Source organism: Streptomyces sp. NPDC006691 (genome assembly GCF_042869955.1).
Lineage (GTDB): Bacteria > Actinomycetota > Actinomycetes > Streptomycetales > Streptomycetaceae > Streptomyces.
This window is the reverse complement of record NZ_JBIAGW010000009.1, coordinates 32,645-55,512: the sequence shown is the minus strand read 5'-3', so window position 1 is coordinate 55,512 and position 22,868 is coordinate 32,645. Positions and strand designations below refer to the sequence as shown.

The window sequence follows — 22,868 nt, the reverse complement described above, 5'->3', positions numbered from 1 at the left end:
AGGCGCCGGGCACGTCCGTGTGTGCGAGTGCCCGTCAGCCACCCGGGTGACACACAACGCACCGCCCCGGGCCCGCGGCCACGGGCGGAACATTAGACTCAACGGATCGGCATGCTCGACCAGCACGGATGCAAGGAGGCACGGGTGCCGCTGCTTACCCGTATCAGGGGACCGCGCGATCTTGACCGGCTCAGCCCGGAGCAGCTCGACCAGCTGGCGGCAGAGATCCGGACCTTCCTGGTGGACGCGGTCTCCAAGACCGGCGGACACCTCGGTCCGAACCTCGGCGTGGTGGAACTGACCATCGCGCTGCACCGCGTTTTCGAATCGCCCCGGGACCGGGTCCTGTGGGACACCGGACACCAGAGCTACGTCCACAAGCTGCTCACCGGGCGGCAGGACTTCTCCAAGCTGAAGATGAAGGGCGGTCTGTCCGGCTACCCGGCCCGCGCCGAGTCGGAGCACGACGTCATCGAGAACAGCCACGCCTCCACCGTCCTCGGCTGGGCCGACGGCCTCGCCAAGGCGAACGAGGTGCTGAAGAAGGACGACCACGTGGTGGCCGTCATCGGCGACGGCGCCCTCACCGGCGGCATGGCCTGGGAGGCGCTCAACAACATCGCCGCCGCCAAGGACCGCCCCCTGGTGATCGTGGTCAACGACAACGAGCGCTCGTACGCGCCGACCATCGGCGGCCTCGCCAACCACCTGGCCACCCTGCGCACCACCGACGGCTACGAGCGCTTCCTGGCCAAGGGCAAGGACCTCCTGGAGCGCACCCCGGTCGTCGGCAAGCCGCTGTACGAGACCCTGCACGGTGCCAAGAAGGGCCTGAAGGACTTCATCGCCCCGCAGGGCATGTTCGAGGACCTGGGCCTCAAGTACGTCGGCCCCATCGACGGCCACGACATCGACGCCCTGGAGTCGGCCCTCCAGCGCGCCAAGCGCTTCGGCGGCCCGGTCATCGTGCACTGCCTCACCGAGAAGGGCCGCGGCTACCAGCCGGCGCTCGCGGACGAGGCCGACCGTTTCCACGCGGTCGGCAAGATCCACCCGGACACCGGCCTGCCGGTGTCGACCTCCGGCCTCGACTGGACCTCGGTGTTCGGCGAGGAGATGGTCAAGCTCGGCAAGGAGCGCGAGGACATCGTCGCGATCACCGCGGCCATGCTCCAGCCGGTCGGCCTCGACAAGTTCGCCAAGGCCTTCCCCGAGCGCGTCTACGACGTGGGCATCGCCGAGCAGCACGCGGCGGTCTCCGCCGCGGGCCTGGCCACCGGCGGTCTGCACCCCGTCTTCGCGGTGTACGCCACCTTCCTCAACCGCGCCTTCGACCAGGTCCTGATGGACGTGGCCCTGCACAAGTGCGGGGTGACCTTCGTGCTCGACCGGGCCGGTGTCACCGGCACCGACGGCGCTTCCCACAACGGCATGTGGGACATGTCGATCCTTCAGGTCGTGCCGGGCCTCAGGATCGCCGCCCCGCGCGACGCCGACCAGGTCCGCGCCCAGCTGCGCGAGGCCGTCGAGGTCGAGGACGCGCCGACCGTGGTGCGCTTCTCCAAGGGCGCGGTCGGCCCGGCCGTCCAGGCGGTCGGCCGCATCGGCGGCATGGACGTGCTGCGGGAGCCCGCAGCCGGTGCCGTCCGCCCGGACGTGCTCCTGGTCTCCGTCGGCGCGCTCGCGCCGATGTGCCTGGAGATCGCCGACCTGCTCGACGCCCAGGGCATCTCCACGACCGTGGTCGACCCGCGCTGGGTCAAGCCGGTCGACGAGGCGCTCGCGCCGCTCGCCGAGAAGCACCGCGTCGTGGTCACCGTCGAGGACAACAGCCGGGTGGGCGGCGTCGGTTCGGCCGTCAGCCAGGCGCTGCGCGACGCGGGCGTGGACGTCCCGCTGCGCGACTTCGGCATCCCGCCGCGCTTCCTCGACCACGCCTCGCGCGGCGAGGTCATGACGGAGATCGGTCTGACCGCGCCGGACATCGCACGTCAGGTCACCGGTCTGGTCTCCAAGCTGGACGGCCGCTACGAGGAGAGCCGCGCCGCGGTGGAGCCCGCCCGCGACTGATCATGCGACGACGGGCCGAAGGGCCGGACCGATCTGCCTGTACGGGTGATTGGTCCGGCCCGTTCGCGTGAAAAACGCGCCCAGCCCGGTACCCGTACCTCCCCTCCTCCCGATCATGGCGAGGACGATGAGCTAGCGGAGGTGCACGGGTGGCCAGTAGAGGTCTGTTCCGGACCAAATCGATCGAACAGTCAATCCAGGACACAGAGGAGCCAGAACACGCGCTCAAGAAGTCCCTGTCCGCGCTCGACCTGACGGTTTTCGGGGTCGGAGTCGTCATCGGTACCGGCATCTTCGTCCTCACCGGCAAGGTGGCCAAGGAGAACGCCGGGCCCTCGGTCTCCATCGCGTTCGTCGTGGCGGGCGTGGTGTGCGCGCTCGCCGCGCTCTGCTACGCCGAGTTCGCCTCGACGCTGCCGGTGGCCGGATCGGCCTACACCTTCTCCTACGCCTCGCTCGGCGAGCTCCCGGCGTGGACCATCGGCTGGGACCTGGTGCTCGAATTCGCGCTGGGCACGGCGGTGGTGGCGGTCGGCTGGTCCGGATACGTGCGCTCGCTCCTGGACAACGCGGGCTGGCACCTGCCCGAGGCGCTCAGCGGCCGGGACGGCGCACACGGCTTCGGCTTCGACATCCTGGCCGCCGCCCTCGTCCTCGTGCTCACCGTCATCCTCGTGCTCGGCATGAAGCTCTCGGCCCGGGTCACCTCGGTCGTCGTCGCCGTCAAGGTCGTCGTCGTCCTGATCGTGATCGTCGCGGGGGCGTTCTTCATCACGTCCTCCAACTACTCGCCGTTCATCCCCACGGCGCAGCCGCAGAGCGCGGGCAGCGACCTCAAGGCGCCGCTCATCCAGCTGATGTCCGGGTACGCACCCACCAACTTCGGCGTGATGGGCATCTTCACCGCCGCCTCCGTCGTCTTCTTCGCCTTCATCGGCTTCGACGTCGTGGCCACCGCCGCCGAGGAGACCAGGAACCCGCAGCGGGACATGCCGCGCGGCATCCTCGGCTCCCTGCTGATCTGCACGGTCCTCTACGTGGCCGTGTCCATCGTCGTCACCGGCATGCAGCACTACACCGAGCTCTCGGTGGACGCGCCGCTCGCCGACGCGTTCAAGGCCGTCGGACACCCCGTCTTCGCCGGCGTCATCAGCTTCGGCGCCGCCGTGGGCCTCACCACGGTGTGCATGATCCTGCTGCTCGGCCAGACCCGGGTGTTCTTCGCGATGAGCCGGGACGGGCTGCTGCCCCGGTTCTTCTCACACGTCCACCCGCGCTTCCGCACCCCGCACCGGCCGACGATCCTGCTCGGCGTGATCATCGCGATCGTGGCCGGCTTCACCAGCCTCAGCGAACTCGCCGAACTGGTCAACATCGGCACCCTGTTCGCCTTCGTCATCGTCTCGATCGGCGTCGTCATCCTGCGCCGCACCCGCCCCGACCTGCCCCGCGCCTTCCGCACCCCGCTGGTGCCGTGGGTCCCCGGACTCGCGGCGGCCGCCTCGCTGTGGCTGATGATCAACCTGCCGGCGGAGACCTGGATCCGGTTCGCCGTGTGGATGGCGATCGGCATCGTCATCTACTTCGCCTACGGCCGCCGGCACAGCATCGTCGAAAAGCGCGCCGCGCGCGACGCTCCGTAACCGGCGCCCGATTCCACGCGGCCCCGTATGTCCGCGTGATCAGGGCGTACGGGGCCGCATAGGGTGGCACGCATGCTCGCCGAGCCGTCACCCTCACTACGATCCGTGACCACGAGCGTGCTGCCGGGCCAGCGCCACCGCCCCACCGGCCCGACCGGCCCCGCCCCGGCCCCCTACTGGCGGCGGCTGCTCCCGGTCCTCACCGTGCTCGCCCTCGTCACCCGCGTCCCCTCGTTCCGGCATCCGCTGTGGAACCCCGATGAGGGCTATCTCGCCGTCCAGGCACGGCAGTTGGCGAGCGGCGGCACCCTGTACGCCACCGTCGTCGACCGCAAACCGCCGCTGCTGCCCTGGCTGTACGAGGCCGCGTTCGCGCTGTGCGGCGACGGCTCGCTCGGCCCGCTGCGCCTGGCCGCCGTCGCCGCCCAGCTCCTCACCGCGCTCGCGCTGGCCTCCACCGCGCGCCGCCGCTGGGGCGACCGCGCGGGCCGCGCCGCGGGCGTGCTGTATCTGCTCGTCTCAGTGGGGCTCAACCCCGAGGACGCCCAGGCCGCGACCTTCGAGGTGTTCATGCTGCCGTTCACCGCGGCCGCGGTGCGCTGCGCCGACCGCGGCCAGTGGACGAGGGCCGGCCTCGCGATCGCCGGGGCCTGCCTCACCAAACAGACCGGCGGCGCGGCCCTCGCCCCCGTCCTGTGGCTGCTGTACCGGCACCCGTACGGACGCCCAAACGCCCTGCTGCGTACGGGAGTCGGGGTGGTGCTCCCCGTCGTCGCGACGGCCCTGCTCACCGGCCCCTCCCGCTTCCTGTTCTGGACGGTCACCGGATCCTCGTCGTACGCCTCCTTCACCGGATCCGAACTCCACGTCCTGGCAAGGGGGTTGACCAACACCCTCATTCTGGCCGCGGGCTGCGCCGGGCTCCTGCCGCCGGTCGTACGGGTGCTGCGCATCGCGCGGACCGGCGCCGTCGACCTGTGGCTCTGGCTGCTCGCGTCGGCCGGCGCGGTGCTGCTCGGCTTCCACTTCTTCGGGCACTACTACCTCCAGCTCATCCCGCCCCTGGTGCTGCTCGCCACCGGCGCCCTCCAGATCCTGCCGCCGTACCGGCTCACCAGCGCCCTGCTCACCTCGGCCTGCGCGTGCGCGCTCTTCCTGCTGTGGGGCCTGCTCGCCCCCCGCCCCGACCTCGCCCACACCGAGCGCCTCGCCGCCGCCGTCGAGGCCCGCACCGGCCCCGCCGACCGGGTCCTGGTGTGGGGCATACACCCCGAGACGTACTGGCTGGCCGGCCGCGCCCCCGCGAGCCGCTATCTGACCGCGGGCCTCCTCACCAACTACAGCGGCGGCCGGGACGGCCCCCAGGTGGGCGAGAGGTACGGGGTCGCGGGGGCCTGGCCGGTGTTCCGCGGCGAACTCGCCGGCCGCCCCCCGGCACTCGTCGTCGACGACTCGCGGGGCCTGCCCTTCGCACCCGACCACCTCCCCAGCCTGCGGCGCTTCCTCGACTCCCGGTACCAGCGCGCCGCGGTCGTGGACGGGGCCGTCCTCTACGTGCGCGCGCGCTGAGCGCCGCCTCACCCGGCCGGGCGAACGGCGACGGGTGGAGCGGGGGCCGGACGCCGGTGACCGGTGGCGAAAAGCCGCACGTCGGGACGGAAATCCCGGGGAAATCGGGGGCCGTGACCAGTGTTATGGTCGCTGAAAGTCGCTGGTTTGCTGGACCCGGACGCGTCGCGCGGATCCGGTGGGGAAAGGTGGTCGCGGACCATGGCACAGAGGTCTCGACAGGCATCGGGCGCACAGCCCGCGAGGGCGGGCGGCATCGTCACCGCGCCGGTCGCCGCCACCCCTGTCGTGGTGGCCGAGGACGGCCGGCCCACGGTCACCGACTGGCTCCGGCTCGGCAAGGACGGCCGGCTCACCGCGTACGCTCCCGCCGGCGAAGGCGTGGCCCGCTGGACCGAGTCCCGGCCGGGCGGCGCGTGGACCGGCCCCGAACTCGTCGCACCGGGCAAGGGCCTCCAGGGCCACCTCTCGATCGCCCAGGGCGCCGACGGCTACGTCCACCTGGCGGCGCTGCGCCACACCCCGATCGAGGACGGCGCCACCTGGACCGAGCTGGTCCACGCGATCCAGTACCAGTCGGGCCGCCCGGTCAAGAACTGGGCCGTGGTGGGCTCGCCCTACCCGCGGCGCGACTGGAAGCTCGGCCTAAAGATGGGCCACCCCTCGGTGGGCGTGGACTCGAACGGCAACGCGCAGATCGTGGTGCGCAACGCCTTCGGCGGCGTCTCCGCGCGCGGCCAGGAGCCGTCGGGCAAGTGGGCCGGCTGGGCCGACCTCAACGGCAACGGCGCCGACCGCTCGATATCGGTCGTCGCGTCGGCGGGCGGCCGGATGGTCATCCACGCCCCGTCCGACAACGGCATCATGCGCTTCGAACGGGCCGCGGCGGACGCCAAGTTCGAGCGGATCGAGAAGCTGCCGGGCACCCCGGAGACGGCCACCGTCACCGGCCTGGAGACCGGCGAGGACGGCCGGGTCACCTTCTTCCTGCGCGACGCGAAGTCCGGCGAGGTGCGCGCCTGGCGCGGTGACGGCCCGGTCGAGTCGCTCGGCGGCAAGGGCACGGGTCCGGTCGCGGTGCTGCGCAAGGAGATCGACGGCGTCGACTGCACGGTGCTCGCCCAGCGCGACCGCGACGGGCGGCCCGCGATAGCGGCCTACCCCACCGAGCAGGAGAGCGCCGGGGTCAGCTGGACACCCACCGGCGAAGTCTGCGCGGGCGCCCCGGCGTTGACCCTGGACGCGGAGGGCCGCATCGTCCTCGGCGTGTTCACCCCGGACGGCGGCCTGCGGATCACCCGCCAGCGCACCGACGAGCGGGGCCTGGCCCTGGAGGCCTGGCAGCAGGTCTGACGCGACGACGAGCGCACACGAAGGCCCGGGACCACACCAACGGTCCCGGGCCTTCGCGCGTGCGTCCGCGGACCTCTTGACCGCGCGATGACCGGCAGGGACAGCCCAACCGCCAGCCGCATGTATGACGATCCGTCAACTGAGGTGTCCGGCACGGTACATGGCCACGAGAACGGCCCCGCACCGAAGTGCGGGGCCGCTGTCGTACGGGCGAGCGGCGTTACGCGGGGACGCTCGCGACGCCCTGTGCCAGGAACTTCTTCCCGTTCACGCGCTCCGAGACGCCTTCGCGGTCCAGGTACGGCGTGATGCCGCCCAGGTGGAAGGGCCAGCCGGCGCCCGTGATCAGGCAGAGGTCGATGTCCTGGGCCTCGGCGACGACGCCCTCGTCCAGCATCAGACCGATCTCCTGTGCCACCGCGTCCAGGACGCGGTCCCGGGTCTGCTCCTCGGTCAGGGCGACGTCACCCTGCTGGAGGAGGGCGGCGACCTCCGGGTCCAGCTCCGGCTTGCCGGAGTCGTACACGTAGAAGCCGCGCTTGCCGGCCTTGACGACCGCGGCCAGGTTCTCGGAGACCGTGAAGCGGTCCGGGAAGGCGCGGTGGAGGGTCTCGGACACGTGCAGACCGATGGCCGGGCCGACCAGCTCCAGGAGGACCAGCGGCGACATCGGCAGGCCGAGCGGCTCGACCGCCTTCTCGGCGACGGCGACCGGGGTGCCCTCGTCGATGACGTTCTGGATCTCGCCCATGAAGCGGGTCAGGATGCGGTTGACGACGAACGCCGGGGCGTCCTTCACCAGGACCGCGGTCTTCTTCAGCTTGCGCGCCACCCCGAAGGCCGTGGCCAGCGAGACGTCGTCGGTCCGCTCGCCGCGGACGATCTCCAGGAGCGGCAGGATCGCGACCGGGTTGAAGAAGTGGAAGCCGACGACCCGCTCGGGGTGCTTCAGCTTCGACGCCATCTCGGTGACCGACAGCGAGGAGGTGTTGGTGGCGAGGATCGCGTGCGCCGGGGCGACCGCCTCGACCTCCGCGAACACCTGCTGCTTGACGCCGATCTCCTCGAAGACGGCCTCGATGATGAAGTCGGCGTCCGAGAAGCCCTCGGCCTTGTCGAGGACACCGGAGACCAGGCCCTTGAGGCGGTTGGCCTTGTCCTGGTTGATCCGCGACTTGGCGAGCAGCTTGTCGATCTCGGCGTGGACGTAGCCGACGCCCTTGTCGACGCGCTCCTGGTCGATGTCGGTCAGGACGACCGGCACTTCGAGGCGGCGCAGGAAGAGGAGCGCCAGCTGCGAGGCCATGAGGCCGGCGCCGACGACACCCACCTTCGTCACCGGGCGCGCCAGGTTCTTGTCCGGCGCGCCGGCCGGGCGCTTGGCGCGCTTCTGGACCAGGTTGAACGCGTAGATGCCGGACCGCAGTTCGCCACCCATGATCAGGTCGGCGAGCGCGCCGTCCTCGGCGTCGAAGCCGGCCTGGAGGTCGCCGTCCTTGGACGCCGCGATGATGTCGAGGGCGCGGTAGGCGGCCGGGGCCGCGCCGTGCACCTTGGAGTCGGCGATGAAGCGGCCCTTGGCGACGGACTGGTCCCAGGCCTCGCCCCGGTCGACCTCGGGGCGCTCGACGGTGACGTCGCCCTTCAGGACGTTCGCGGTCCAGATGAGGGACTGCTCCAGGAAGTCGGCACCCTCGAACAGGGCGTCGGCGATGCCGAGTTCGAAGACCTGCTTGCCCTTGAGCTGGCGGTTCTGGTTCAGCGAGTTCTCGATGATGACCGAGACGGCCTTCTCGGCGCCGATCAGGTTGGGGAGCAGCGTGCAGCCGCCCCAGCCCGGGACCAGACCGAGGAAGACCTCGGGCAGCGAGAACGCGGGCAGCGCCTTGGAGACGGTGCGGTAGGTGCAGTGCAGACCGACCTCGACACCGCCGCCCATGGCGGCGCCGTTGTAGTACGCGAACGTCGGCACGGCCAGCGCGGAGAGGCGCTTGAAGACCTCGTGGCCGCTCTTGCCGATGGCGAGCGCGTCCTCGTGGCGCTTCAGGATCTCGACGCCCTTGAGGTCGGCGCCGACCGCGAAGATGAACGGCTTGCCCGTGACGCCGGCGCCGACGATGGAGCCCTCGGCCGCCTCCTTCTCCACCTGGTCGATGGCGGCGTTCAGGTTCGCGAGCGAGCCCGGGCCGAAGGTGGTCGGCTTGGTGTGGTCGAAGCCGTTGTCGAGCGTGATGAGCGCGAAGCGCCCGGCGCCGTAGGGCAGTTCGAGGTGGCGTACGTGCGCGGACGTCACGACCTCGTCCGGGAACAGCTCGGCCGCGCCCTTGAGAAGCTCAGCGGTGGTGGTGCTCACTTGCTGCCTCCGGCGTCCTTGTGGTGCGGGTTCTCCCAGATGACCGTGGCGCCCATGCCGAAGCCGACGCACATGGTGGTGAGGCCGTAGCGGACCTCCGGCTGCTCCTCGAACTGCCGGGCCAGCTGCGTCATCAGGCGTACGCCGGACGAGGCGAGCGGGTGGCCGTAGGCGATGGCGCCGCCGTACTGGTTGACGCGCGCGTCGTCGTCGGCGATGCCGTAGTGCTCCAGGAACGCGAGGACCTGGACGGCGAACGCCTCGTTGATCTCGAAGAGGTCGATGTCACCGATGGACAGACCCGCCTTGGCCAGCGCCTTCTCGGTGGCCGGGATCGGGCCGTAGCCCATGACCTCGGGCTCGACACCGGCGAAGGCGTAGGAGACGAGGCGCATCTTGACGGGGAGGTTGTTCTCCCGCGCGAACTCCTCGGACGCGATGATCGACGCGGTGGCGCCGTCGTTGAGACCGGCCGCGTTGCCCGCGGTGACGTTGCCGTGCACGCGGAAGGGCGTCTTGAGGCCCGCGAGGCTCTCCAGGGTGGTGCCCGGGCGCATCGGCTCGTCGGCGGTGACGAGGCCCCAACCGGTCTCGCCGACCTCGGCGTTGGTGTTGCGCACCGAGATCGGGACCAGGTCCTGCTGGATCTTGCCGTCGGCGTACGCCTTGGCGGCCTTCTCCTGCGAGCGCACCGCGTACTCGTCGGCGCGGAGCTTGGTGATCGTGGGGTAGCGGTCGTGCAGGTTCTCGGCGGTCATGCCCATGAAGAGGGCGGACTCGTCGACCAGCTTCTCGCTGACGAACCGCGGGTTGGGGTCGACGCCCTCGCCCATCGGGTGGCGGCCCATGTGCTCGACGCCACCGGCGATCACGGCGTCGTACGCGCCGAACGCGATCGAGCCGGCGACCGAGGTCACGGCGGTCAGGGCGCCCGCGCACATGCGGTCGATGGAGTAGCCGGGCACGGACTGCGGGAGGCCCGCGAGGATGCCTGCCGTACGGCCCAGGGTCAGGCCCTGGTCGCCGATCTGGGTGGTCGCCGCGATGGCGACCTCGTCGATCTTCGCGGGGTCGAGGGCCGGGTTGCGGCGCAGCAGCTCGCGGATCGCCTTGACGACCAGATCGTCGGCCCGGGTCTCGTGGTAGATGCCCTTCGGGCCCGCCTTGCCGAACGGGGTGCGGACGCCGTCGACGAAGACGACGTCCCTGACGGTACGAGGCACGATGGCTCTCCTCCAGGGTGCGGGGTGGCACTGCACTGCTGCGCACGCGACTGAGCGCGCGCTCACTCCACCCATGCTACTTACGAGTAACCAGCATGCCCACCCCCGGGGCCGGGAGCGGCGAACGTCACACCTACGGGGGCTCCGCCCCGGACCCCGGCGGATTTGCCCACCCGCCCCAAAACTCGCAAGGAGCAGGGGGACCCCAAGATGCACCTAAATGCCCCGATATGGGCCAGCACCGGCACCGCCGAGGGCCGCGGGGAACTGCGCGAACGGCCACGCACGGCCCGCAGCCGGGGTAGGGGCTCAAGGGGCGCGGGGAACTGCGCGAGAAGCGGGCACGGTCCGCAGCCGGGACGGGGGTTGGGGGCGCGGGGAACTGCGCGAACGGCCACGCACGGCTCGCAGCCGGGGTAGGGGTTCAAGGGGTGCGGGGAACTGCGCGAGAAGCGGGCACGGTCCGCAGCCGGGACTGGGGTTGGGGGCGCGGGGAACCGCGCGAACGGCCACGCACGGCCCGCAGCCGGGGTAGGGGTTCAGGGGCGCGGGGAACTGCGCGAGAAGCGGGCACGGTCCGCAGCCGGGACTGGGGTTGGGGGCGCGGGGAACTGCGCGAACGGCCACGCACGGCCCGCAGCCGTACCCGGCACCGCTCCGTACCCCGGCACCCTTTCCAAGCCCGGCATCCCTCCATACCCGGCACCCTCCTCACACCCCCGGAGGGTTGCGGGAAGGGGTGGGGAGGGGCGCACCCGGGGTCTGGGGCGGAGCCCCAGGACCGGAGCCCCAGGGTCATCCGCGCGGCCGCACCCGGAATCTGGCCGGAATTCGTCGGCCGGTCAGGGCCTCGTGGCCGGTCAGAGCCCCGCGGCCGGCCAGGGCTTCGCCGTCGGTCAGGGCTTCGCGGGGGTCGCCGCGAGCGCCGCGGTCAGCAGCGGCGTGACCTGGGCGATCTGCCAGGGCCGGGCGCCATGGGCGGCCAGCGTGGCGGCCACCGCGGCCGAGGAGCGGTCCCCCGGCGGCTCCCAGCACACCCGCCGCACGGTGTCCGGAGTGATCAGGTTCTCCTGCGGCATGTTCAGCCGCTCGGCAAGCTCGGAGACGGAAGCCCGCGCCGCCGAGAGCCGGGCCGCGGCGGCCGGGTCCTTGTCCGCCCAGGCGCGCGGCGGGGGAGGCCCCTGCAAGGCCTGTCCGGGCTGCGGCAGCTCCGCCTCCGCCAGGGCCTTCGCGCGGTCGACGGCGGCCTGCCACTGCTCCAGCTGACGCCGCCCCATCCGGTGCCCGAATCCGGGCAGCGCGGTGAGCGCGTTCACATGGGCGGGCAGGGCCAGCGAGGCCTCGATGATCGCGGAGTCGCTGAGCACCTTGCCCGGCGAGACGTCACGCCGCTGCGCCACCTTGTCCCGCGCGGTCCACAGCTCGCGCACGGCCGCCATCTGGCGGCGCCTGCGCACCTTGTGCATGCCGGAGGTGCGGCGCCAGGGGTCCTTGCGCGGCGGCGCCGGCGGGGCGGAGGCGATCGCGTCGAACTCCTCGTGCGCCCACTCCAGCTTGCCCTGCCGGTCCAGCTCCTTCTCCAGCGCGTCGCGCAGATCGACGAGGAGCTCCACGTCCAGGGCCGCGTACCGCAGCCAGGGCTCGGGGAGCGGCCGGGTCGACCAGTCGACGGCCGAGTGGCCCTTCTCCAGGGCGTACCCCAGCACGCTCTCGACCATCGCGCCCAGTCCCACCCGCGGGAAGCCCGCGAGCCGGCCGGCCAGCTCGGTGTCGAAGATCCGGGAGGGAACCATGCCTATTTCGCGCAGGCACGGCAGGTCCTGCGTAGCGGCGTGCAAGATCCACTCGGTGTCCGAAAGTGCCTCTCCCAGAGCGGAGAGATCCGGACAGCCAACGGGGTCGATGAGCGCGGTGCCCGCGCCTTCCCGGCGCATCTGCACCAGATAGGCGCGCTGCCCGTAGCGGTAGCCGGACGCGCGCTCGGCGTCGACGGCGACGGGGCCGGTGCCGGCCGCGAAGGCCGCGACCACCTCGGCCAGGGCCTCGTCGGTGGCAACGACGGGCGGAATGCCCTCTCGGGGCTCCAGCAAGGGAATCGGCGCCTTCTCGACGTCGTCCGGGGGAGCGCCCCCGGTGGTTCGCAGTGCTGTCTCTGCTGCGGTCTTATGGGCGTCGGTCACCTGTCAAGGGTATCTGTGTATGCACCGCGCCCGTCGACGGAACGTTCCGTCGACGGGCGCGTGAGGGTCGTAAACCGGTCAGTGGATGATTCCGGTCCGCAGCGCGACGGCCACCATCCCGGCGCGGTCACCCGTGCCGAGCTTGCGTGCGATCCGGGCGAGGTGGGACTTGACGGTCAGGGCGGACAGGCCCATCGAGACGCCGATGGCCTTGTTGGACTGGCCCTCCGCCACGAGCCGGAGCACCTCGACCTCACGGCCGGAGAGCTCGCGGTAGCCGCCCGGGTGGCTCGGGGCACCCGGGGGGCGGCGGTGCATACGGGCGGCGGCGGAGCCGATGGGGGCGGCGCCGGGGCGGCCGGGGTGCCCGATGTTGGTACGGGTACCGGTGACGACGTAGCCCTTCACACCGCCCGCGAGGGCGTTGCGCACGGCGCCGATGTCGTCGGCCGCGGACAGGGCCAGGCCGTTGGGCCAGCCGGCGGCTCGGGTCTCGGACAGCAGGGTCAGCCCGGAACCGTCGGGCAGGTGGACGTCGGCAACGCAGATGTCGCGCGGGTTGCCGACGCGGGGACGGGCCTCCGCGATGGACGACGCCTCGATGACGTCACGTACTCCGAGCGCCCACAGGTGCCGGGTGACGGTGGAGCGGACTCGGGGGTCGGCAACGACGACCATGGCCGTCGGCTTGTTCGGGCGGTAGGCGACCAGGCTTGCGGGCTGCTCAAGAAGAACGGACACCAGGCCTCCTGGAAAGGTGCGGGACGAAGCCGGCTCGGGGATGAAGCCGGGGCGAACCGTGCAGTTAGGGTCACAAACCTCTTCGGCACCAAACCCCTCGGCCTTTAGAGAATGATCACGATTTGGTGAGAAACATTTAGGGCAATTCGGACAGGCGCTCGATCGTCGAGTAATCGGCGGGGCGCACGGCCGCCTCGGGAGCGCGACGAAAACGCCCCGCGCCCCGCCGAAGCGGGGCGCGGGGCGACAGGAAACGCCAGGTCAGCGGGGATCGCGCCGCTGGGGCAGGGTCACCACCCCGCTGCCCCCCTCGGTCGAGCCCGTGGCCGGCGGCAGGCCGGCGATCTGGCACAGCAGATCGCACCAGGCGGCGAGATGACCCGCCGTGTCCGGCACCCCGCCGTGCCCCTCGCGCGGGGTCCAGGAGGCCCGGATCTCGATCTGGGTGGCCGGAAGCCGCTCCGAAAGGCCGCCGAAGTAGTGCGATCCGGCCCGGGTGACCGTGCCGCTGGCCTCCCCGTAGGACAGCCCGCGCGCCTCCAGGGCGCCGGTCAGCCACGACCAGCACACCTCGGGGAGCAGCGGGTCGGCCGCCATCTCCGGTTCCAGTTCGGCCCGTACGAGGGTGACCAGACGGAAGGTGCCCTGCCAGGCGTCATGTCCGGCCGGGTCGTGAAGCAGGACGAGCCGCCCGTCGGCCAGATCGTCCTCGCCCTCGACGACCGCCGCCTCCACGGCGTAGGCGTGCGGCGCCAGACGCTGGGGCGGACGTGTCTCGTCCACCTCGATCTCGGGGCGCAGTCGCGCCGTGCGCAGTGCGTCGACGGCCCGACGGAAGGGGATCGGAACGGTCGTCCCGTCCGCGGCTTCCCTGCCGTCAGCGCCATCCGAAGTTCGTCCCTGAGCGGCAGCCATGCGGGGAAGACTAGGGCCTGTCCGGCGGATCTTGTCCGGGACGCGCGGGCCCGGCACTTCCCCAGGCGCTCAACTTCGTTGGAGCAGGGGAGATCCCTGCTTCTGCGGCGTTGCTGTCGGCTGCCGAGGCCCAAGTGCTCGGCTCCGCTCGAACAGGGGACGCCCATCGCGTCGTCGCCCTCCTCCGCCGTGCGGCTGGACGCACCGGGCCCCCGCTCACCAGCACCGCAAGGCCGAGCTCACCGGCACCGCAGGGCCGAGGCATCTCGACGGCGACCAGGTCCGCCGGACAGACCCGAGGCGGAACGTGCGCCCGGTGCCGGTGGGGACACCCGGCCCGGGACAGCGGCTTGCGGGCACATGCGAAGATTCTGGTCGTGAGCGCCAACGACCGCCCTCTGGGCCAGCCGAACAGCAAGACGCACGACTCCGCGTTCCTCAAGGCGTGCAGGCGGGAAGCCGTCCCGCACACGCCGGTCTGGTTCATGCGCCAGGCGGGGCGCTCGCTGCCGGAGTACCTGAAGGTGCGCGAGGGCATCCCCATGCTGGAGTCGTGCATGCGGCCCGAGCTGGTCACCGAGATCACGCTCCAGCCGGTGCGCCGGCACAAGGTCGACGCGGCCATCTACTTCAGCGACATCGTCGTCCCGCTCAAGGCCATCGGCATCGACCTGGACATCAAGCCCGGCGTCGGCCCCGTCGTCGCCGAGCCGATCCGCACCCGGGCCGACCTCGCCCGGCTGCGCGACCTGACCCCCGAGGACGTCCACTACGTCACCGAGGCCATCGGCATGCTGACCGGCGAGCTCGGCTCCACGCCGCTCATCGGATTCGCCGGCGCCCCCTTCACGCTCGCGAGCTACCTCGTGGAGGGCGGCCCGTCCCGCAACCACGAGAACACCAAGGCCATGATGTACGGCGACCCCGAGCTGTGGGCCGACCTGCTCGACCGCCTCGCCGAGATCACCGCAGCCTTCCTCAAGGTGCAGATCGAGGCGGGCGCCTCCGCGGTGCAGCTCTTCGACTCCTGGGTCGGCGCGCTCGCCCCCGCCGACTACCGCCGCTCGATCCTGCCCGCCTCGGCGAAGGTCTTCGACGCGGTCGCCCCCTACGACGTGCCCCGCATCCACTTCGGCGTCGGCACCGGCGAGCTGCTCGGCCTCATGGGCGAGGCCGGCGCGGACGTCGTCGGCGTCGACTGGCGCGTCCCGCTGGACGAGGCGGCCCGCCGGGTCGGCCCCGGCAAGGCGCTCCAGGGCAACCTCGACCCGGCGGTCCTGTTCGCGCCGACCGCGGCCGTCGAGGAGAAGACCCGCGAGGTGCTCGACGCGGCCGCGGGCCTGGAGGGCCACATCTTCAACCTCGGCCACGGCGTGCTGCCCTCGATGGACCCGGACTCGCTGACCCGCCTCGTCGCGTACGTCCACGAGCAGACCGCCAAGTAGCGACGGCCCGGCGGCGCGCTCGCTCCGGCTGCCCGGCGGCGCGCACGCTCCGGCTATCCGGCGGCGCGCACCTTCGACACCGCCTTGCGCGCCGCCACCAGGACCGGGTCCCACACCGAGGAGAACGGCGGGGCGTAGCCGAGGTCGAGGGCGGTCATCTGATCCACCGTCATACGGGCGGTCAGGGCGACCGCCGCGATGTCGATCCGCTTGGCCGCGCCCGTGCCGCCCACGATCTGCACGCCGAGCAGCCGTCCCGTGCGCCGTTCGGCCAGCATCTTCACGGTCATCGGGGCCGCGCCCGGGTAGTAGCCGGCGGTGGTGGTCGACTCGATGGTCGCCGTGACGTACCGCAGCCCCTCCTCGTCGGCCTGCCGCTGGGTGAGGCCGGTGCGCGCCACCTCCGTAGCGCAGACCTTGGTCACGGCGGTGCCGACGACACCCGGGAACGTGGCGTAGTCGCCGGCCACGTTGGAGCCGATGATCTGGCCGTGCTTGTTGGCGTGCGTGCCGAGCGCGATGAAGCGGTGCCGGCCCGAGACCAGGTCGAGCACCTCCACACAGTCGCCGCCCGCCCAGATGTCCGCGTGCCCCCGCACCCGCATCGAGGTGTCCGTGAGCAGTCCGCCGGACTCCCCGAGCGGCAGCCCGGCCGCACGGGCCAGATCCGTACCCGGGGTGACGCCGAGACCGAGCACCACCACGTCCGCCGCGTACTCCGTGGACCCCGTCGCGACCGCCCGCACCCGGCCGGAATCCCCGGTCAGCACCTCGGTCACCTCGGCGCCCGTGACCACTCGGATCCCGGAGCGCTCCATCGCCTCGGTCAGCCGGTGTCCCAGGTCCGGGTCGAGCGAGTGCATGGGCTCGGCGCCGCGGGTCAGGAGCGTCACCTCGAAGCCCCGGCCGAGCAGCGCCTCGGCCATCTCGATGCCGATGTATCCGCCGCCCACCACCACCGCGCGCCGCTCCCGTGCCGCCGCCAGGCTCTCCAGCAGGGCCCGTCCGTCGTCGATGGTGTGCACCCCGTGCACCCCGGGCGATTCGATCCCCGGCAGCGCGGGCCGCACCGGACGCGCCCCGGTCGCGATGACGAGCTTGTCGTAGGAGGTCCACTCCTCGGCTCCCGACACCAGATCGCGCGAGCGCACCCGGCGGCCCGTCACGTCGAGCTCCGTGACCTCCGTACGCATCCGCAGATCGATGCCGCGCTCGCGGTGCTCCTCGGGGGTGCGGGCGATCAGGTCGTCGTGGGTCGGTACGTCGCCGCCCACCCAGTACGGGATGCCGCAGGCGGAGTACGACGTGAAGTCCGACCGCTCGAAGGCGACGATCTCCAGTTCCTCGGGGCCCTTCAGCCTGCGGGCCTGGGAGGCCGCGGACATGCCCGCCGCGTCACCGCCGATGACCACCAGTCGCTCCGCCGCCATGGGTGTTGCCTCCGCTCGTGAGGGTCGCTGCTCCTGGTGACGATACGTACGGGGGACGCGCGGTATTCCCCGCCCGCGGCGGAGCGGCCCGGGTGTTGGCCGAGGGCGGGCCTCAACTCGCCTGCCGGAAGCCCGGGTTGAGGTCCCCCGCCGTGCGCCGCGGGGCTCGTTTCCGGTGGTCGGCGGGGGTCTGAGACAGTGGAGGCATGGACAACGCCCCCGCCCGCGCCCCGCACATCGTCGTCGTCGGAGGCGGTATCTCCGGCCTCGCCGCCGCCCACCGGCTGCTCGCGTCCGGTGCCCGGGTGACCGTCCTCGAAGGCAGCGCGGTGCTCGGCGGCAAGCTGCTCGCCGGGGAGATTGAGGGCGCGCCCGTCGATCTCGGCGCCGAGTCGATGCTGGCCCGCCGCCCCGAGGGCGTGGACCTCGCCCGCGCGGTCGGCCTCGGCGACCGGATCCAGGCACCCGCCGCGGGGGGCGCGGCCATCTGGACCCGCGGCGCGCTGCGGCCGATGCCCACGGGCCATGTGATGGGCGTTCCCGCCGAGCCCGGCACCCTCCACGGCGTCCTCTCCGCCGAGGGCCTGGCCCGGGTCGCCCAGGACCGTGAGCTCGCCCCGAGCGAGGTCGGCGAGGACATCGGCGTGGGCGAGTTCGTCGCCAAGCGGGTCGGCCGCGAGGTCGTCGACCGGCTGGTGGAGCCGCTCCTCGGCGGGGTCTACGCGGGCGACGCCTACAAGATCTCGATGCGGGCCGCCGTGCCCCAGCTCTACGAGGCGGCCCGCACCCACGGCTCGCTCCTCGACGGCGTCCAGGACATCCAGGCCAGGGCCGCCGCGAGAGCGCAGACCGGGCCGGTGTTCGCCGGCCTGGACGGCGGCATGGGCACCCTGCCGGCCGCGGTCGCCGACGCGGTACGCGCCCAGGGCGGCGAGATCCGCACCGAGGCCCCCGTCCTGGGGCTCGCCCGGACCGCCGACGGCTGGCGGATCCGTACCGACGCCGAGCTGATCGCCGCCGACGGCGTGATCCTGTCCAACCCCGCCTGGTCCGCTTCCGAGCTGCTCGGCGCCGAGGCGCCGGCCGCCGCCGCCGAGCTCGCCGAGGTCGAGTACGCCTCGATGGTCCTGGTCACCCTCGCCTTCCGGCGGGCCGATCTGGCCGGTCTTGAGGAGCGTTCGGGGTTCCTGGTGCCACCGGTGGACGGCCGCACCATCAAGGCCTCCACCTTCTCCTCGTACAAGTGGAGTTGGGTCAAGGAGCGCGGCTCGGACCTCTTCGTACTGCGCACCTCGATCGGGCGCTACGGCGAGGAGCGCCATCTGGACTGGGACGACGCCGACCTCGTGGACGTCTCGCTCGGCGATCTCGGCGACGCCATCGGCCTGTCGGCGCGGCCCGTCGCGACCCGCGTCAACCGCTGGATCGGCGGCCTTCCGCAGTATCCGGTGGGCCATCTCGCCAAGGTCGCCCGCATCCGCGCGGAGGTCGCCAAGCTGCCCGGACTGCGGGTCTGCGGCGCCGTCTACGACGGTGTCGGCATCCCCGCGTGCGTCGCGAGCGCCCGGCGCGCCGCGGACGAGATCATTGCCACGTCGACCCTGGCGCGGAACACCCGGAGTGACGCGGGACAATAGCCACATGAGTGCTGCTCCGGAAAAGATTCCCAACGCGGGGAAGAAGGCGAAGGACCTCAACGAGGTCATCCGCTACACCCTGTGGTCTGTCTTCAAGCTGCGCGACGTACTCCCGGAGGACCGGTCGGGTTACGCCGACGAGGTCCAGGAGCTGTTCGACCAGCTCGCCGCCAAGGACATCACTGTCCGCGGCACCTACGACCTGTCGGGTCTGCGCGCGGACGCCGACATCATGATCTGGTGGCACGCGGAGACCTCCGACGAGCTCCAGAGCGCCTACAACCTGTTCCGCCGCACCAAGCTGGGCCGCGCGCTCGAACCGGTGTGGTCGAACATGGCGCTGCACCGGCCCGCCGAGTTCAACAAGGCGCACATCCCGGCGTTCCTGGCCGACGAGAACCCGCGCGACTACGTGTCGGTGTACCCGTTCGTGCGCAGCTACGACTGGTACCTGCTGCCCGACGAGGACCGTCGCCGGATGCTCGCCGACCACGGCAAGATGGCCCGCGGCTACCCCGACGTGCGGGCCAACACGGTCGCCTCGTTCTCGCTCGGCGACTACGAGTGGCTGCTGGCCTTCGAGGCCGACGAACTGCACCGCATCGTCGACCTCATGCGCCACCTGCGCGCCTCCGAGGCCCGGATGCACGTCCGCGAAGAGGTCCCGTTCTACACGGGGCGCCGCAAGAGCGTGGCCGACCTCGTGGCGGGCCTGGCCTAGCAAGACCAGGTGACCGGGGCCCGCGCCACGCGAGCGGACCCCGGTCATCCCTGACCCGGAAGATCAGAGAGCGGGCAACACACGCCCCGGCCTGCCGGCTGCCCGCTCGTCCAGCGACACCGGGTTCGGCTCCCGGTGCGGCGCGCACACAGCGCGCCGCACCGGCGTCCGGCCGTTCAGCAAGTAGTCCTCCACATAGCCGTTCACACAGGCGTTGGAGCCACCCGCGATGCCGTGCGTACCGGCGTCCTTCTCCGTGATCAGTACGGAGCCCGGCAGCCGCCGCTGGAGTTCCAGGGCCCCCGGGTACGGCGTCGCCGCGTCCCGCTCGGCCGCCAGGATCAGCGTCGTCGGCAGCGCCCCCGGCCGCGCGCCGACGTCCACCGGCTTCTGCTGCGGGGCCGGCCAGTAGGCACACGGCAGGTTCATCCACGCGTTGTCCCACGTCTCGAACGGCGCGGTCACCGCGAGCCCGGTGTTGTCGCGGTCCCACGTCGTGAAGTCCCTGGGCCAGGGCGCGTCGTTGCACTCGACGGCCGTGTACACCGCGTTCCCGTTCTCGTCGTCGACCGCCGACTCCGGCTTGGGCGACGCCTGTTGGACCAGTGGACGCTCATTGCCCTTGAGGTACTCCGAGAGCGCGGTGGCCCGGCTCGACCAGTAGTCGTCGTAGTACCCGGCCTTGAGGAACGCGGCCTGCAACTGGGCGGGACCGACGGTGCCGCCCGCCGGTTCGCGGGTCAGCCGGGCCCGCACCCGCTCGTAGCTCCCCAGCACCTCCTCGGCCGTGCTGCCCAGGTGGTAGACCGCGTCGTGCTTGGCGACCCAGGCGCGGAAGTCCGCCCAGCGGTTCTCGAACGCCCGTGACTGGTCCAGGTTGTTGCGGTACCAGATCTGCCGCGGGTCCGGGTCGACCGCCGAGTCGAAGACCATCCGGCGGATGTGCGAGGGGAACAGCGTCGCGTACACCGCCCCGAAGTAGGTGCCGTAGGAGGCGCCCATGAAGGTCAGCTTCTTCTCGCCGAGCGCCGCCCGCAGCACGTCCAGGTCACGGGCGTTGTTGATGCTGGTGTAGAACCGCAGCGCGTCCCCGGCGTTGCGCGCACAGCCCTCGGCGTACGCCCGGGCCTGGGCGATCCGCTCCAGCTTGTACGACTCGGAGGGGTAGGTGGGCGACTCGGTGGGCGCCTTGGCGAAGTCGGCCGGGTCCTGGCAGGACAGCGGCGCCGAGCGGGCCACCCCGCGCGGGGCGTAGCCGACCAGGTCGTACGCCCCGGCGATCCGCTTCCAGTCGGAGAGCCCGGCGACCATCGGGAAGTACATGCTGGAGGCGCCGGGCCCGCCCGGGTTGAAGACGAGGGCGCCCTGCCGCTCGGCGGGCTTGCCCTTGGCCTTGGTCCGGCTGACGGTGAGCGAGATCTGACGGCCCGTCGGATGGCTGTAGTCCAGGGGGACTTGGACCGTTCCGCACTGCACGGAGGGGGGCAGCGCCTCCACCTCGGGGCACCGGCCGAAGGCGATCGGCCTGGCGGCGGCGCGCTGGGCGGCGGCCGTGACACCGCGGGCCTCGGCGGTCAGCGGGTCGGCGCTGCCCGCGGGGGCGGCGACGAGGGCGGAAAGGACGAGGGAACCCAGGGTCCCGTACAGGGCTACAGCTCTCATCGCCGGTACATCCCTTTCGTGCTGCGGTACTACGGAAGTACATACAGACCAGAAGGGGATACTTCGGACGAGTGAAAGTAAAGCAGCGGGGCCGCGCCGGGCGCGGTCATTGACTCCGATGCGCGAAGCGGCCGTTCGTCAGGGCGCTGCGCAGCTGGGGGTCCTCCACGGCCCGCAGCCCGCGCACGGCGACCGCGGTGAGCGGGTCGCCCGCCGCGTCGAGCCCGCCGAGCAGTGCCTGCCCGTCCGGCGAGGCCCAGCGGGTGTACGGGTGGATCTCCACCCGGGCGATGGCCAGACAGCCCAGCGTGAGGACGAGCGGGAGCGCGAACCAGGCCGCGATCTCGGGGCGCCCGGTGCCCGTTTCGCCCGGCATGAACAGGGCGGCGCAGGCGAGCGCGGTGATGAGCAGGGCGGCGCCGCGCACCGACTTCACCGAGGCGCTGACCCCGGACCGTACGGCGTCGGGGACCGCGAGGCCCGCGCCGGCGAGCCGGTCGGCCAGGGCGCGCACCGCTTCGGCGGCGGCGGTGCCGGACCGTATCGCCTCGATCCGCTCCTGGCCGCCCGGGCCGATCGCCGTCAGGACCGAGCGCTCCAGGTCGTCGCGGCCCTCGGGGTCGACGACGGTGGCCCAGCCGGTGTGGGCGAGCAGCAGCCGGCTGGCCCGGTGCATGGAGACGAGGGTGAGGTCGACGACCCGGTAGGGGCCGCCCGCCAGGAACGCCGCCTCGTAGCAGGACAGGCCCCGCCCGTCGTCCGTACGCGGCCGGGGGCGTGCGGCGGCGACGGCGGCCAGACAGAGCCGGCCGCAGGAGAACCCGGCCGCGACCATCGCGGGCAGAAGGAACAGGACCCAGAACATGGCCGAGTTCTATGCGAAGTTGACGCTTCGCCGCCACAGTCTGTCCACAATCTGGACGCCGGGTTATCGCTTCGTTACGGAGTGTGGAGTGCCCCGGGTGCGGGAGACGCCTCGTCCCTCGGGCGGGAGGCGGCCGGGGGCAGGGGGAACGACGGCTCGGACCCGGTGGGCGGTTCGGCGCTGTCGGCGGGCTCCGGTGGGAGCGGCACGGCGCTCGGCGGTGTCGCCCCGGGGGTGGGCGGTGGGGGACCGGTGGGGTTCGCCGTCGCCGCCGCGGCGGCGTCCCGGGCGAGCGCGTCGAAGTCGACGAACCCGGTCGCCTCCAGCATCTTGATGTGGTCGAGGACGGTCGTGTTCGCGTCGTCGGCGAGCCCGCGCACCAGCGAGTTGCGGGTGTTGGCCCGGATCTGCGCGACCAGGGCGAACACCTTGCCGTGGGCGGCGCGCAGCAGGTTCGCGAAGTCCCGCTCGTAGGCGGCGCCGGAATCCGCGGTCAACTGGCGCAGCCAGCCTTGCTGTTGGGCGTTGGGCTGGTCCGGCAGCCCCATGCCGAGCTGGGCCGCGACCTCGCGCACCCGGGCGTCGAGGAAGGCGTGCCCGTCGACGAGGTGCTGCCCGGCCGCCCTGACCGCGTCGCTGGGGTCCCGCTGGACGGCTTGCCGCCCGGCCGGGCCCTCCCAGAGCCCGGCCAGCCGCACCCGGACGACGAAGTCCCGGTCGGCGGCCGTCAGTGGACCCCAACGGGTGCGTACCGTACCGGCGTTGAAGTCGGCGAGCGGGGTGCCCGCGCGGTCGGCGTACGACCAGACGGGGAAGAGCAGCGCGAGCAGAGTCGCGGCCAACGCGATGACGACGAGTCCGGTACCGGACAACAAGCGACGCATGGATGCCTCCTGGTGCGGTGCCGCACGGTAGTGCGGATGCCGCTGGTTTCGGAGGCGGTTCGGTGAAGTGGGTGGCCGGGTGGTGTGGGGGTCGTCACGTGATGCGGGAGTCCGCACCAACTCCCTTGTGGGTGGGGTAGGTTGCCCCGCCGTCATATCCGCTTCGCGGGGCGGGCC

At 72.2% G+C, this 22,868-nt stretch carries 16 protein-coding genes; 7 read left to right on the top strand and 9 right to left on the bottom strand.

What is annotated here, in order from left to right; genetic code table 11:
* Positions 1-144: 144 nt before the first annotated feature.
* The 4 genes from dxs (at position 145) to ACFYNP_RS20930 (ending at position 6,635) form a co-directional block, all read left to right on the top strand.
* On the top strand, positions 145-2,070 hold the full coding sequence (gene dxs / locus ACFYNP_RS20945) for a 1-deoxy-D-xylulose-5-phosphate synthase (protein ID WP_388417628.1): 1,926 nt from the start codon (positions 145-147) through the stop codon (positions 2,068-2,070).
* A gap of 149 nt (positions 2,071-2,219) precedes the next feature.
* Entirely contained in the window at positions 2,220-3,713 is a 1,494-nt protein-coding gene (locus ACFYNP_RS20940) for an amino acid permease (RefSeq protein WP_388787113.1), read from the top strand.
* A gap of 72 nt (positions 3,714-3,785) precedes the next feature.
* Positions 3,786-5,282 (top strand): ArnT family glycosyltransferase, encoded by a 1,497-nt coding sequence (locus ACFYNP_RS20935; RefSeq protein ID WP_388417634.1) that lies wholly within the window; start codon positions 3,786-3,788, stop codon positions 5,280-5,282.
* 201 nt (positions 5,283-5,483) lie between these two features.
* Positions 5,484-6,635, top strand: a complete 1,152-nt coding sequence (locus ACFYNP_RS20930; protein ID WP_388787111.1) for a hypothetical protein — start codon at positions 5,484-5,486, stop codon at positions 6,633-6,635.
* 220 nt (positions 6,636-6,855) lie between these two features.
* Here ACFYNP_RS20930 and ACFYNP_RS20925 read toward each other — a convergent pair whose 3' ends face one another.
* The 5 genes from ACFYNP_RS20925 to ACFYNP_RS20905 all read right to left on the bottom strand — a co-directional run bounded on the left by ACFYNP_RS20925 (position 6,856) and on the right by ACFYNP_RS20905 (position 14,047).
* Positions 6,856-8,988 carry a 3-hydroxyacyl-CoA dehydrogenase NAD-binding domain-containing protein gene (locus ACFYNP_RS20925; RefSeq protein WP_388787108.1) on the bottom strand — a complete coding sequence of 711 codons (2,133 nt, stop codon included), beginning with the start codon at positions 8,986-8,988 and terminating at the stop codon, positions 6,856-6,858.
* Positions 8,985-10,211, bottom strand: a complete 1,227-nt coding sequence (locus ACFYNP_RS20920) for a thiolase family protein (RefSeq protein WP_388417644.1) — start codon at positions 10,209-10,211, stop codon at positions 8,985-8,987. Before ACFYNP_RS20920 ends, ACFYNP_RS20925 begins: the two co-directional genes overlap by 4 nt.
* Positions 10,212-11,107: 896 nt before the next feature.
* The gene (locus ACFYNP_RS20915) at positions 11,108-12,391 is read right to left on the bottom strand and encodes an HRDC domain-containing protein (RefSeq protein ID WP_388787106.1); all 1,284 of its coding nucleotides are present in this window, start codon (positions 12,389-12,391) and stop codon (positions 11,108-11,110) included.
* Between the two features lie 78 nt (positions 12,392-12,469).
* Entirely contained in the window at positions 12,470-13,132 is a 663-nt protein-coding gene (locus ACFYNP_RS20910) for a response regulator transcription factor (RefSeq protein ID WP_100576041.1), read from the bottom strand.
* A 261-nt stretch (positions 13,133-13,393) separates the two neighbouring features.
* On the bottom strand, positions 13,394-14,047 hold the full coding sequence (locus ACFYNP_RS20905; RefSeq protein WP_388787103.1) for a DUF3000 domain-containing protein: 654 nt from the start codon (positions 14,045-14,047) through the stop codon (positions 13,394-13,396).
* Positions 14,048-14,424: 377 nt separating this feature from the next.
* On the opposite strand from ACFYNP_RS20905, the gene hemE reads away from it, so the two are divergent.
* Positions 14,425-15,492: a uroporphyrinogen decarboxylase gene (hemE, locus tag ACFYNP_RS20900; RefSeq protein WP_388417654.1), complete on the top strand. Its 1,068-nt coding sequence runs from the start codon at positions 14,425-14,427 to the stop codon at positions 15,490-15,492.
* A 53-nt stretch (positions 15,493-15,545) separates the two neighbouring features.
* Here the strand turns inward: hemE and ACFYNP_RS20895 are convergent, their stop codons facing one another.
* Positions 15,546-16,922, bottom strand: a complete 1,377-nt coding sequence (locus ACFYNP_RS20895; protein WP_388787101.1) for an FAD-dependent oxidoreductase — start codon at positions 16,920-16,922, stop codon at positions 15,546-15,548.
* A gap of 206 nt (positions 16,923-17,128) precedes the next feature.
* On the opposite strand from ACFYNP_RS20895, the gene hemG reads away from it, so the two are divergent.
* Entirely contained in the window at positions 17,129-18,559 is a 1,431-nt protein-coding gene (hemG, locus tag ACFYNP_RS20890; protein ID WP_388787098.1) for a protoporphyrinogen oxidase, read from the top strand.
* A gap of 4 nt (positions 18,560-18,563) precedes the next feature.
* On the top strand, positions 18,564-19,280 hold the full coding sequence (gene hemQ, locus ACFYNP_RS20885; RefSeq protein WP_388417663.1) for a hydrogen peroxide-dependent heme synthase: 717 nt from the start codon (positions 18,564-18,566) through the stop codon (positions 19,278-19,280).
* A 63-nt stretch (positions 19,281-19,343) separates the two neighbouring features.
* Here hemQ and ACFYNP_RS20880 read toward each other — a convergent pair whose 3' ends face one another.
* From ACFYNP_RS20880 to ACFYNP_RS20870, 3 genes are all read right to left on the bottom strand, one after another.
* Entirely contained in the window at positions 19,344-20,942 is a 1,599-nt protein-coding gene (locus ACFYNP_RS20880) for an alpha/beta hydrolase (RefSeq protein ID WP_388417666.1), read from the bottom strand.
* A 106-nt stretch (positions 20,943-21,048) separates the two neighbouring features.
* The gene (locus ACFYNP_RS20875) at positions 21,049-21,807 is read right to left on the bottom strand and encodes a TIGR04222 domain-containing membrane protein (protein WP_388787095.1); all 759 of its coding nucleotides are present in this window, start codon (positions 21,805-21,807) and stop codon (positions 21,049-21,051) included.
* Between the two features lie 74 nt (positions 21,808-21,881).
* On the bottom strand, positions 21,882-22,691 hold the full coding sequence (locus ACFYNP_RS20870) for a DUF4142 domain-containing protein (RefSeq protein ID WP_388787092.1): 810 nt from the start codon (positions 22,689-22,691) through the stop codon (positions 21,882-21,884).
* Between the last annotated feature and the right edge of the window lie 177 nt (positions 22,692-22,868).

Bases quoted from the DNA above. Each gene is read 5' to 3' on its own strand.
- ACFYNP_RS20935 (WP_388417634.1), top strand. From the start codon at position 3,786: ATGCTCGCCGAGCCGTCACCCTCACTACGATCCGTGACCACGAGCGTG.
- ACFYNP_RS20930 (WP_388787111.1), top strand. From the start codon at position 5,484: ATGGCACAGAGGTCTCGACAGGCATCGGGCGCACAGCCCGCGAGGGCG.
- ACFYNP_RS20905 (WP_388787103.1), bottom strand. From the start codon at position 14,047: ATGGCTGCCGCTCAGGGACGAACTTCGGATGGCGCTGACGGCAGGGAA.
- ACFYNP_RS20895 (WP_388787101.1), bottom strand. From the start codon at position 16,922: ATGGCGGCGGAGCGACTGGTGGTCATCGGCGGTGACGCGGCGGGCATG.
- hemG (WP_388787098.1), top strand. From the start codon at position 17,129: ATGGACAACGCCCCCGCCCGCGCCCCGCACATCGTCGTCGTCGGAGGC.
- hemQ (WP_388417663.1), top strand. From the start codon at position 18,564: ATGAGTGCTGCTCCGGAAAAGATTCCCAACGCGGGGAAGAAGGCGAAG.
- ACFYNP_RS20880 (WP_388417666.1), bottom strand. From the start codon at position 20,942: ATGAGAGCTGTAGCCCTGTACGGGACCCTGGGTTCCCTCGTCCTTTCC.
- ACFYNP_RS20875 (WP_388787095.1), bottom strand. From the start codon at position 21,807: ATGTTCTGGGTCCTGTTCCTTCTGCCCGCGATGGTCGCGGCCGGGTTC.
- ACFYNP_RS20870 (WP_388787092.1), bottom strand. From the start codon at position 22,691: ATGCGTCGCTTGTTGTCCGGTACCGGACTCGTCGTCATCGCGTTGGCC.